Here is a 12772-nt window from a genome sequence, read left to right on the forward strand (position 1 = left end):
GGGGTTTGATGGAAGGACTTTTTGGACTCTTTGAAGCACTTGCCAGCAACTTCTTTATTGTTATCATAATAATCGCTGGGATTATCGGTTTTTTCAGGGATAATTCAGCGAAGCAAAAAGAAAAGCAGCAAAGAAAGCCAAATAATGTTCCTAGACCAACTGCTACTCCTTCTGGTGGCAATAAACCAAGACAAAGGGTTTATAATGACAATCAGACCGATAAAAAGGTTTATACGACATCGATTGAGGAACAGCAGAATGCTCAAATGGAACAATTGGCAAATCGTTATAAAACGAGTGCAAACCGAGCAATGAATAAACTTCCTCATGATGCTATCATAGGAGATACATTGCGTGAACCCGATAAAGGGGAGCTGTCACAAAGTCAGGAAAGTTTAAAAAGACAAATTGGCAGTAACTTAAATAAAAAAGGTTTAGTCAATGGCATTATTATGTCTGAGGTTCTCGGACCACCCAGAGCTTCAAAACCATATCGTAGTGTTATTGGACAGCGAAGGAAATAGATTAAATTAAAATACGTTCAAAAGGAGGATAAAAAGGACCGAGAAGTTCGAGGCGGCGTAGTTTCGAGTAACGGAATGTATGCATTTAGATACATGAGTAGCGGAGAAACAAGCCAACGAAGAAATTCGATGTGTCATTTTTACCGGACTTTTTGAACATCTGATTAAAGCCATCAACAGGTAAGCTGATAAAGCTTCCCATGTTGGTGGCTTTTTTTGGTTCTTATATATTCCCTGCTTTCATAAATATGTATGTGAGAGGGGGCTGCATAAATGAGAAAGTTTCATCAACGATTTAAACCCTGGTTAATAAAATATCTTGCACTTCCTTCTGATGTAATACTGGAACTTCCGAGAATAACGATCATTGGACAACTACATGTTTATATTGAAAACCATCAGGGGCTGGAAAAATATTCGGATAGCGAACTAAAATTAAAGACAAATAAAGGATATATAGAAATTATAGGTTCTTCCTTTGTCTTAAAAATGATGCTGCCAGAGGAAATCTTATTGGAAGGAACGATTCAGGAAGTGAAATTCACCCCTGACCAATGAAGGAGGAGACCATGAGGGATACACAAGGTTCTTATTTTACCGGATATGTAACAATTCTAATAAAAGGAGACAGGCCGGAACTTTTTTTTCAAAAATGCATGGATAAAGGAATCACCGTATGGAATGTAAGAAAGCTTGCTGATGATCAATGTGAAGGCAATATAAAACTATACGATATTAAACAAATAAAAGAACTAAGACGTGGGACAAATTATAAAATTAATTTTACAAAGAGAAAAGGATATCCATTTTTGTTCCGTCGTTTTATTAGAAAAAAACAAGTATTAATTGGCCTTTTATTGAGTTTATTGTTAATTATTTTTTTATCCAATATTATTTGGGAAGTTAAGATATCAGGTGTTCCAAAGGATATCGAAGAAAAGATCAGTAAACAGCTGGATAGCTATGGTATTCATCCGGGTTCGTGGATTTTTTCGCTTGACTCCCCGAATGCTATTCAGCAAAAGTTGGTGGAAGATGTTCCTGAACTATTATGGGTTGGTGTAGAGCAAAAAGGGACAACCTTTTTTCTGGAAGGTGTAGAAAAAATAATAGTAAAAGAAGAAGAAATAAAAGGACCCCGTAACTTAATTGCTACTAAAAAAGGTATTATTAAGAAAATGTATGTTTCAAAGGGTCTTCCCAAAGTAGAGGTAAATGATTATGTAAAGCTTGGTGATGTACTTGTTTCTGGAATAATAAATGGTTCGGAAGAGGAAGACGAGACTGATAAAAAAGCTAAGAAATTGGAATTGGTTGCTGCTGAAGGTGAAATTACTGCCACAACATGGTATGAAGTAACTGTAACAGTTCCTTTAAAGGGGGTTCATGAGGAATTAACAGGTAATCAGGAAAAGAAGTATTATTTACGCTTTGGTGAATTCAGGCTGCCTGTTTGGGGATTCAATTCCCCGGAATATGACCATATTCACCGGGAAATTAATGAAGAAAATTTAAAACTTTTCAATTGGAATTTACCAGTTAAAATAGGTGAGTCTATCTTAAGTGAAAAATCAACTACTGAAATGAATAGATCAAAAGAGGAAGCTGTTCAAGTTGGGATAAGTCAGGCGAAAAGTGAACTAAAATTGCAATTAGGTCCAAAAGCACAAATTATCTCTGAAAAAGTTTTGCAAGAAACTACTGACAATGGTAAAGTTAAATTGAACTTATATATTAATGTAGAGGAAGACATTGCTGAAGCACAACCAATAAATCAAGGAGATTGATTATGTCAGGAAACCTAACAGAAATAGACCTGCAATTAACAAGTCCAAATGAAGCACTGGCTTTGTTTGGTACAAATGATAAATATCTAAAACAAATTGAAGAACAGCTGCATGTTTCTATCGTAACACGGGGAGAGCAGGTTAGTGTATCAGGGACAGATAAAGATATATTATTGGTACAGGAGATTCTACTGACACTTTTATCGGTTATTAGAAAAGGACTAACAATTTCGGAACGCGATGTTGTTTATGCTGTTGATCTTGCTAAAGATGGTAAAATCAAACAATTTGAAACACTTTTTGAAGATGAAATAACGAAAAATGCAAAAGGAAAATCAATTCGCGTCAAAACGTTGGGACAAAAAGGTTATGTTTCTGCAATCAAGTCAAATGACCTTGTATTTGGGATAGGCCCTGCGGGTACCGGTAAAACATATTTAGCAGTAGTAATGGCTATACATGCTTTGAAAAACGGCTATATAAAGCGAATAATTTTAACAAGGCCTGCAGTGGAAGCCGGAGAAAGTCTGGGATTTTTACCTGGTGATTTAAAGGAGAAAGTGGATCCTTATTTACGTCCATTATATGATGCCCTGCACGATGTTCTGGGTGCGGAACACACCATGCGCCTAATTGAAAGAGAGACCATAGAAATTGCCCCACTCGCATATATGCGAGGCAGAACCCTTGATGATGCATTTGTCATTTTGGATGAGGCACAAAATACTACACCGGAACAGATGAAGATGTTTCTAACACGGCTGGGATTTGGATCAAAAATGGTTATAACTGGTGATATCACTCAAATAGATTTACCTAAAGGGACGAAATCAGGTTTGCATGTTGCAGGTCAGCTATTGAATACAGTAAAAGGTATTTCATTTATACATCTGGATGAAACAGATGTTGTCAGGCATCCATTGGTACAACGGATCATTGCTGCATATGAAAAGAACAATTAGAAATTGCACTAGAAGTAAGACCCTTTAAAAACCGGGTCTTATTTCTATATCATGTTCTATAATGGGGTGGAACGTATGAAAAAGAAAAAACTATTTAATGTAAAATTACCATTCTATATGAAAAATAAATACATTTATATTTTATTGCCAGTAACTATTTTAGCTGTTTTTTTCTTTTTTGTTACGTTAAATAATGTACATACTGAAACTTATGAATTAGAGCGTTTTAATAGTGCCAAAGAAACAATTCATTCCCCTATAACGATTGAAAACGAACAGGAAACAGAACGAAAGACAAGAGAAACTGTACAATCTGTAGAGGACAGATATAATATTTCCAATGAAATTACAGATGAACGTGTGGCGTACATAAATGAAATATTTGATGCTATAGCAAAATTAGAAGAAGAAAACACAAATAATGAAGAATCCGGTGATGATAACACCGCTGAGCCCTTATCGAATCAGGAAAAAGTTCAGCAATTAAAACAAATACTATCCCCGGAAATAACTGAACAGTTAAATGACGGAGTATTAGCACAATTAATTGAAGTACCCAGCAGTGAACGGGAAAAAGGAAGGACATTATTTATTTCCTCATTAGAGGATACGCTTGAAAATGGAGTCCGAATTGAAAATATCCAAAGCGCTGTCTCAACGATGCAGCAAAATATAAAATATTCAACTATGGACAGTAATTTAAAGGAATCATTAACAAAACTAAGTGAATTTGCTGTAATTGAGAATTCATTCTTTGATATTGATAAAACCAATACAGCACGAAAAGATGCTGCTAGCAGTGTTGAACCTGTAATGATCAGAGCTGGTGAAGTTATTGTCAGGGAAGGGCAAATAATTACAAATGAAATATATGAGAAATTAAATTTGGTTGGTTTACTGAATAAAGAACGAAACTTTTTTCCTATCATAGGTTTATCTTTATTAATCATTTTGATTTGTGGCGTAATTGCCTATGAAATGTTTAGACTTAATAAAATAGGTCAACTGGATAAAGGAAAAATAGGATCTATATTTTTTATTAGTTTTATTGTTATATTATTAATGAAAATAGTCAGTTTGTATTCAACAACAGGAAATCAGTTATTCTATGTTGTTCCTGTTGCTACAGGGGTATTATTGGTGAAATTATTAATACATGAACGTACAGCTATTTTGCTTGCCGGTTTATATGCTGTTTTGGGAAGTATTATATTTAATAGTCAAATACCCGGTTCCTTGAATGTTGAAGCAGGTACTTATTTCTTTTTCTCACAACTTGCCGGGGTTATATTCCTAATGAATGTAAAAGATCGCTTTGCCATCTTAAAAGCAGGTTTTGGGATGATGGCTATTAATATTATTACTGTACTATTATTTGTATTTCTATCTTTTGAAAAATATGCGATAACTGATCTTTTTATTCAGGCAGGTTTTGGTGCTGCTTCTGCTTTTCTTTCAGCAGTGCTGACACTTGGTTTATTACCATTTTTTGAGACAAGCTTAGGGATCCTATCTGATATTAAATTGCTGCAATTATCCAGCCCAAATCAACCATTGCTGAAAAAGCTTTTAACTGAGGCACCGGGGACGTATCATCATTCCATAATGGTTGCCAACATAAGTGAAACTGCATGTGAGGCAGTTGGGGCAAATGGTTTACTTGCCAGGGTTGGTGCATATTATCATGATATAGGCAAAACTGTACGACCCCATTATTTTATTGAAAATCAATTGTCGATAAATAATCCGCATGATGAGATACCACCAGGACAAAGTGCGGAGATCATTATTAACCATCCGTATGACGGGGCCAAAATGTTAAAGGAACATCGATTACCAAAAGAGATCATAGACATTGCCAAACAGCATCATGGAACAACATTGCTGAAATATTTCTATTATAAAGAAAAAGAAACAAATAAGCATGTCAATGAAGAAAACTACAGATATCCAGGGCCGAAGCCACAGTCAAAAGAAGCTGCTATCATTTGTATATCTGATTCAGTAGAGGCTGCGGTAAGGTCTTTGAAAGAACCTACGAAAGAAAAAATTGAAGAAATCGTATCTTCTATTGTGAATGATCGGATGATGGATGGACAATTGGATGAAAGTCCATTAACATTAAAGGAACTTAAAATTGTTCATCGTACGATTTGTGATACGCTAAAAGGTATATTTCATTCAAGAATACAGTATCCAATGAAGGAGGCGAAATAAAATGCATATTGATTTTCATGATAAAACGAAATCCGTACCTACAGACTATATTGATTTATTACAACGGTTAATTCTTTTTGCTGCAGAGAAAGAGGGTGTTTCAAAAGAGGCAGAGGTGTCTGTCAACTTTGTCGATGATAATGAAATACAGGAGTTAAATCGAAACTATCGTCAAAAGGATATGCCAACAGATGTTATTTCTTTTGCCTTACAGGAATCTGTCGAAGGGGAATTAGATATTATTGGTGAAGATATACCGCTAGCCCTAGGAGATATCGTAATATCTGTTGATAAGGCGAAAGAACAGGCGGAAGAATATAATCATTCTTTCGAAAGGGAATTAGGATTTCTAACCGTTCATGGTTTCCTTCATTTATTAGGGTATGATCATATGAAACAAGAAGATGAAGAAAAAATGTTTAAAAGACAAGAACAGATATTAGGTGAATTTGGAATTGAAAGGTAAAAAAAGATCGATAGGCTTTTCTTTCGCCTGGAATGGCATTAAAACAGCTGTAAAAACAGAGAGAAATTTTAAAAGTCATATACTGGCTGCAATCTTTGTTTGTATATCAGGTCTTTTCTTTCAATTGTCAAAAATAGAATGGGTTGTTATTTTATTAGTAATTGGACTGGTATTAGTTACAGAATTAATAAATACAGCAATAGAAAAAATGATCGATTATCTTAAGCCTGATATACATCCATCAGCAAAGGCCATAAAAGATATAGCCGCTGGCGCAGTGTTAATTGCAGCAATTACTGCTGTCCTAATAGGGCTAATTATTTTCATACCAAAAATATATACGTTATTTTAAAAAAACTTGTATGATCTTGAATCGTTCAGTTCCGATTGAGAATCATACCGGTAGCATATCAATTAGCAGACCAAATCACTAAGTGATTTGGTCTCGCTCTCCTACAGGTGCTTCCTATTCTATCCTACAGACGCTTCCTCTCTTTCACGGAAGTTATAGTTACAGATGCGATTTCCAATGTTAATTAACATTTTCACCACACTATTAGAACTACTAACTATTATCCGATGACTTTTCCTTTTGATTCTTTTCATAAGATTTATTTTCTTTTTATCTTCGTATTAGATGGAAAATGCGACGTAACTTTAGTGTGATTTCCTCTCACCCTTTAGAAGATGGGTGCTAATTCAGCGCTGCGGAAATACACTACGCTTTCCGTGGGCGGCTGGTGAGCCTCCTCGTGCTACGCACTCGGGGGTCTCACCTATGCCTTTCCTCCCACAGGAGTCTCCGTGTATTTCCTTCGCTGGTGTGTGCATTGTATCTCTATATGCTTTATTCGAGCATAGCCATACACTTTTAAGATGGTTGATTGGAGTGTAGGGCAGTCGACTCCTGCTCAGAAAAGCACGAATCTGAAGACCCCACAGCGGTGATCTTCCGCGAGGAGGCTGAAGCCGTGCCCTAAGGTCCGCAACGGTCCGCAGCGGAAAATAACCAAGCGCATACGTCGCATTTTACATCTTTTGTGGCAAAACAATTAATCTTTTCGGTGGGGCGAGTTTGCACATTCCAAATCATTTTTAGAAAACAGCCTTATTTTTTGAATAAAAGGAATAATTTTGAAGGAAAAAATAAGATTTTAGAGATTATTAAAGAAGAAGAGAAACTTTTAAAAGGTTTTGTCGATTATGTGAAAGTTGGTTCTATTTGTAGTATTATATAGAAAAGCGAAACGGACTTGCTGAAGTTGCGAAAAGTATAAGCAAGAGATCCGAAGCTTAATTTTAAAAAAATCAACAGTATATGGATACCGTCATGGAGGATACAGCATGGAAAATAATTATAAATCCGGATTTATTGCAATTATTGGAAGACCAAATGTTGGAAAGTCTACATTTATGAATAGAGTTATCGGACAAAAAATTGCCATTATGAGTGATAAGCCGCAGACTACCAGAAATAAAATACAGGGAGTTTTAACTGAAGAAGATGCACAAATGGTTTTTATAGATACACCGGGAATTCATAAACCGAAGCATCGTTTAGGTGATTTTATGGTGAAAATAGCTGAAAACACACTTAATGAAGTAGATGCCGTTATTTTTATGATTAATGCAAAAGAAGGTTATGGAAAAGGTGATCAATATATCCTGGATCGCTTACAGCAAGTTAAACGTCCAGTATTTTTAGTTATCAATAAAATAGATCTAATTCATCCTGATGACTTATTTCCGTTAATCGAACAGTATAAAGATAAATATAATTATGAGGAAGTAATTCCAGTATCAGCACTTGAAGGAAATAATGTGTCACGCCTACTTGATATATTAAAAACTCATTTACCTGAGGGACCACAATATTACCCAGCAGATCAAGTTACAGATCATCCTGAACGCTTTGTGATCAGTGAGCTGATAAGGGAAAAAGTTTTACAGTTAACAAGAGAAGAAGTACCGCATTCAATAGCCGTAGTACTTGAAAATATAGAAGAAAGAGATTCAAATGCGATGTTTATTCAGGCAACCATTATAACTGAAAGAAAAACGCAAAAAGGAATCTTAATCGGAAAACAGGGGAGCATGCTGAAAAATATTGGTAAAAGTGCACGGAAAGATATCGAAACATTACTAGGTACGAAAGTATACCTGGAACTATGGGTGAAGGTGAAAAAAGACTGGCGTAATAGGCAAAGTAATTTGCATGAACTTGGATTTCGCAGTGATGAATATTAAACATGGAAAATTTTAATACTAATTGTTTTGGGTGGATCTGGTCATTCTAAATAATAGTTAACATTTTCAAACACAGCGAAAATTGCGTAGCAGTTCATTTATATTGTACTTTCAGATTTATTATTTCATTACAATAAAAGAAAGGTGGGGTTTCTTGTGATCGACATAACCTGGAAAGTATTCAGTCAAACGGGAAACATTGAAACCTATTTATTAATGAAAGAGTTGGAAAATGAACCGAATCCAGAGGAGCCAGGGTCTATTGTAAGTGAAGAATTAACATCACTGGATACAAAATAATATTAGAAAACTTAGCTTATCGCCAAGCCTTAATGGCGAAAGCCTTAGTTGCACTTATACTGATTTCCTAAAAAAAGTTATACTCTCCTATCAGTATAAGATTGTTCAAACACGCATTTTAATAATAAAATATGTACAATCGCTTTTTTACGGGGAAAAGGTCAGGTTGAAGAAAAATTATGCAATCTGACAGATAAGAAAGGTGAAGCTGTGTGCTTGAAAAAATTAACGGGATTATTATAAAAACGAAGGATTACGGAGAAACACATAAGATCGTTACAATCTTTAGTAAAAAACTTGGAAAATTCACAGCGTTGGCAAGAGGTGCAAAAAAACCAAAAAGCAGAATGGCTGCTGTAACGCAGCCATTTATATATGGTGAATTCTTTGCCTATGTAAATAGTGGATTAAGCACGATTCAGCAAGGTGAAGTTATCCATTCATTTCGCGGGATTCGTGAAGATATTATAAAAACTGCTTATACTGCATACATTACCGAACTGACAGATAAACTAATTGATTCAAAAAGTCCAGATATTTATTTGTATGATCAGTTATATCAAACAATGTCCTGGATTTCTGACAATGAAGATGCGGATATACCAATAATCATGTACGAATTAAAATTATTCAAAAAAGGTGGATTTGCTCCAACTGTGGACAGATGTACGAAATGTGGAAGTAAAGAGGCTCCATTTGCTTTTTCCATTGCAGAAGGCGGATTACTATGTAACCGATGCAGAAATATTGATAATGATGCGATTGGATTACCAAATGCTATAGTGAAATTATTATATGTATTTGTAAATATTGAATTGGATCGTGTTGGTTCTATCTCAGTAAAACCGGAAAACAAATTATTAATGCGGCAAATTCTGGATGCCTATTATGATCAATACGGCGGATTTTATTTAAAATCAAGAAAGTTTCTGAATCAATTGGATTTATTAAAATAAGTCTGTGATTGACAAGGCAGTACAATATGCAGTATTATTTGTACATATTACTTAATGTAAACAACTTCTTATATAATTTTTATTGCTGAGATGGAGAATAGTACTTATTGCTTTTATTTTAAGCGAGTCCGGGTTGGTGTAAGCTGGATAGTAAAACAATAAGGAATGGCACTCTTGAGCAATTGGTATAAAGTGGCTCTATAATGAGCAAATAGGGTGGAACCGCGGGCTACAACCCGTCCCTATGTCTATACATGTATAGACATAGGGACGGGTTGTATTTTTTTACCCTAAAATAACTGATGGAGGGTATATAAACCATGAACATACAGGAAATGATTTTAGCGCTTCAAAAACACTGGTCTGAACAAAATTGTATTATTATGCAGGCATATGATGTTGAAAAAGGGGCCGGGACTATGTCACCAATGACTTTGTTACGTAGTTTAGGTCCGGAACCCTGGAATGTGGCCTATGTAGAACCATCTAGAAGACCTGATGATGGGCGTTATGGTGAAAATCCAAACCGCTTGTACCAGCATCATCAGTTCCAGGTAATCATGAAACCATCTCCTGACAATATTCAGGAATTATATCTGGAATCATTGAAAAAACTTGGAATTGATCCACTAAAACATGATATTCGTTTTGTTGAAGATAATTGGGAAAATCCAACATTAGGTGCAGCCGGTCTGGGTTGGGAAGTGTGGCTTGATGGTATGGAAATCACTCAATTTACATATTTTCAGCAAATTGGGGGCTTGGAAGCGAGTCCTGTGGCTGTAGAGTTAACTTATGGTATCGAGCGACTTGCTTCATATATTCAGGATAAGGATAATGTATTTGATTTGGAGTGGACAGACGAGGTAACAGTACACGATATATTTTTCCAACCTGAATTGGAACACTCGACATATACATTTGAGGAATCCAATACAGATATGCTTTTTCAATTATTTACAATGTATGAACAAGAAGCAAAGTCCGCGATGGAAAAGGGTTTGGTATTCCCAGCTTATGATTATGTTTTGAAATGTTCTCACACATTTAATTTACTTGATGCAAAAGGAGTAATTTCGGTAACTGAAAGAACTGGATATATTTCAAGAATGCGAAATCTCGCAAGAAGTATTGCTAAGGCTTATGTTGATGGGAGAGAGAAACTGGGCTTCCCAATGCTGAAGGAGGAGAAATAAATGGCTAAAGACGTTATTTATGAAATTGGATTAGAAGAATTGCCTGCACGTTTTATAGATGATGCTGAGAAACAACTGGCTGAAAAGACAGAAGTATGGTTAAAAGAATTGCGAATTTCCTATGACAGTATTATTTCTTTTTCCACACCGAGACGACTTGCGGTTTTAATAAAGGAAGTATCAGAAGAACAAACCACCATTGAAGAGGAAGCAAAAGGACCAGCAGAAAAAATAGCTAAAGATGCTGACGGAAACTGGACCAAAGCGGCAATTGGATTTACAAAGGGCCAGGGCAAAACAGTCGATGATATTTTTACGAAAGAAATAAAAGGTACAACATATATTTTTGTGAAAAAACGTATCGAAGGTAAATCTTCAATAGATTTGCTGCCTGACTTTAAAGTGATTATTGAGTCGATTCAATTTGGAAAAAACATGCGCTGGGCTACGCAAACACTCAGGTACGCCAGGCCAATCAGATGGCTTACAGCTCTATATGGTGAAGAAGTTATTCCATTTGAAGTGGCAGGTGTTAAAACGGGTAATGTAACATATGGCCATCGTTTTTTAGGTAAAAAAATAATTTTAAAAAATCCCGGGGAATATCAATCTTCATTATTTGAAAATTACGTTGTAGCCGATTCCAAAGAACGGGAAGGTCTAATTCTTGAAGGAATAAAACAGTTGGAAGAAAAGGAAGGATATCAAATACCGATTGATCAGGAACTTTTAAACGAGGTACGGAATTTAGTAGAGTTTCCTACTGTGTTCGCCGGTTCTTTCGAAGAGCGATTCCTGCAGCTGCCTTCAGAAGTATTAATCACATCCATGAAAGAACATCAGCGCTATTTTCCTGTAAGAGCTATTGATGGGGAACTTTTGCCTTACTTTGTTGGGGTGAGGAATGGGAATTCATATGCACTGGATACTGTTATAAAAGGAAATGAAAAAGTACTTCATGCCCGATTATCAGATGCTCAGTTTTTCTATGAGGAAGATCAAAAGCAACCAATCAATCATTATATAAAAAAATTAGAACGGGTTGTTTTTCAGGAGAAATTAGGAACAATCAGTGAAAAGGTAAAACGGGTTGTTAATATAACAGAACAATTAACTAAAGAGTTGAACATGGATACAGAAGATGCTGCCCATGCTGTTAGATCTGCAGAGGTATGTAAGTTTGATTTAATGACTAATATGGTAAATGAATTTACAGAGCTGCAGGGGATAATCGGGGAAAAATATGCTTTGCGCTATGGTGAGGATCAAACTGTTGCAAAAGCTATTCGTGAACACTATTTACCAAAACAGGCAAATGGTAATTTACCGCAGTCTGTTGCAGGGTCAATTGTAAGTATTGCAGATAAGCTGGATACGATTGTTGGTTGTATTTCTGTAGGACTAACACCGACGGGGTCGCAGGATCCATATGGACTAAGACGTCAGGCTACAGGGATTTTACGAATTTTAAAGGATAGACAATGGAATATTTCGATTGAAAAACTTTTGGACATTACCGAAAGCTTATATGTTACGCTGGATATTGAACAGGGAAATCGTGAACAAGTTACAAAAGAGCTTCAGGAATTTTTCAAATTACGTGCTGCTTATTTATTAAAAGAAATGACTATTGAACAAGATGTAATCCAGGCAGTATTGTCTAAAGAAATTGGATTGATAGGATATTCACAAGCCAAAGCTGGTTGTTTATCAGAGAAACGGAATGATGATAAATTTAAATTTGTCCAGGAAGCATTGGTTCGTATTTTGAATCTCGCAAACAAAACAAATCAAACAAAAATTGATCCATCCTATTTTGAAACGGCTTCAGAGAAAGCTTTATATGAAAAATTTCAGACGGTATCAATGAAATATAAAGAAGCTGTTCAAAGCAAAGATGCTCCACAGGCATTAGCGATTTTAAGTGAACTGGCAGAGTCCATCCATGAATTTTTCGAGAAAAATATGGTTATGGCAGAAAATGAAGAGCTTAGAAATAATCGACTTTCATTAGTAAACAATATTGCACAATTAATAATGGACTATGCTGATCTAACTGATATTGAATGGAAGCAGACATTTTAATTAGAGTATATACTAATATTCCATTTTCACTC

Annotated in this window: 12 protein-coding genes and 1 other annotated feature; all 12 genes read left to right on the forward strand. The window is 35.5% G+C overall.

Translation table 11 applies throughout. The features are described from left to right. The first annotated feature begins 8 nt into the window (after window positions 1–8). The 12 genes from CIL05_RS13710 to glyS all read left to right on the forward strand — a co-directional run bounded on the left by CIL05_RS13710 (window position 9) and on the right by glyS (window position 12740). Window positions 9–524, forward strand: a complete 516-nt coding sequence (locus CIL05_RS13710; protein ID WP_095656117.1) for a YqfB family membrane protein — start codon at window positions 9–11, stop codon at window positions 522–524. A gap of 273 nt (window positions 525–797) precedes the next feature. Further along, a complete protein-coding gene (gene yqfC, locus CIL05_RS13715; protein ID WP_095656118.1) occupies window positions 798–1082 on the forward strand; it encodes a sporulation protein YqfC in 285 nt (94 codons plus the stop codon). Between the two features lie 11 nt (window positions 1083–1093). Then, window positions 1094–2311 (forward strand): sporulation protein YqfD, encoded by a 1218-nt coding sequence (yqfD, locus tag CIL05_RS13720; protein ID WP_095656119.1) that lies wholly within the window; start codon window positions 1094–1096, stop codon window positions 2309–2311. A 2-nt stretch (window positions 2312–2313) separates the two neighbouring features. Next, window positions 2314–3273, forward strand: coding sequence for a PhoH family protein (locus tag CIL05_RS13725; protein WP_095656120.1), 960 nt, complete (start codon window positions 2314–2316; stop codon window positions 3271–3273). A gap of 75 nt (window positions 3274–3348) precedes the next feature. After that, the gene (locus CIL05_RS13730; RefSeq protein ID WP_095656121.1) at window positions 3349–5490 is read left to right on the forward strand and encodes an HD family phosphohydrolase; all 2142 of its coding nucleotides are present in this window, start codon (window positions 3349–3351) and stop codon (window positions 5488–5490) included. A gap of 1 nt (window position 5491) precedes the next feature. Beyond that, window positions 5492–5956: an rRNA maturation RNase YbeY gene (gene ybeY, locus CIL05_RS13735; protein ID WP_095656122.1), complete on the forward strand. Its 465-nt coding sequence runs from the start codon at window positions 5492–5494 to the stop codon at window positions 5954–5956. After that, window positions 5946–6308, forward strand: coding sequence for a diacylglycerol kinase family protein (locus tag CIL05_RS13740; protein ID WP_240510198.1), 363 nt, complete (start codon window positions 5946–5948; stop codon window positions 6306–6308). The genes ybeY and CIL05_RS13740 overlap by 11 nt, the downstream gene beginning before the upstream one ends. A 992-nt stretch (window positions 6309–7300) precedes the next feature. Next, window positions 7301–8203, forward strand: a complete 903-nt coding sequence (era, locus tag CIL05_RS13745) for a GTPase Era (RefSeq protein WP_095656124.1) — start codon at window positions 7301–7303, stop codon at window positions 8201–8203. 156 nt (window positions 8204–8359) lie between these two features. Next, window positions 8360–8503 (forward strand): YqzL family protein, encoded by a 144-nt coding sequence (locus tag CIL05_RS13750; protein ID WP_095656125.1) that lies wholly within the window; start codon window positions 8360–8362, stop codon window positions 8501–8503. A gap of 212 nt (window positions 8504–8715) precedes the next feature. Continuing rightward, a complete protein-coding gene (gene recO / locus CIL05_RS13755) occupies window positions 8716–9459 on the forward strand; it encodes a DNA repair protein RecO (RefSeq protein WP_095656126.1) in 744 nt (247 codons plus the stop codon). 78 nt (window positions 9460–9537) lie between these two features. Beyond that, window positions 9538–9706, forward strand: a binding site (T-box leader). Window positions 9707–9779: 73 nt separating this feature from the next. Beyond that, complete coding sequence (glyQ, locus tag CIL05_RS13760; RefSeq protein ID WP_095656127.1) at window positions 9780–10655, forward strand: glycine--tRNA ligase subunit alpha; 876 nt, start codon at window positions 9780–9782, stop codon at window positions 10653–10655. Continuing rightward, window positions 10656–12740 carry a glycine--tRNA ligase subunit beta gene (gene glyS, locus CIL05_RS13765; protein ID WP_095656128.1) on the forward strand — a complete coding sequence of 695 codons (2085 nt, stop codon included), beginning with the start codon at window positions 10656–10658 and terminating at the stop codon, window positions 12738–12740. The last annotated feature ends 32 nt before the right edge of the window (window positions 12741–12772 follow it).

The organism is Virgibacillus profundi (genome assembly GCF_002287375.1).
Classification (GTDB): Bacteria; Bacillota; Bacilli; order Bacillales; family Amphibacillaceae; genus Virgibacillus_K; species Virgibacillus_K profundi.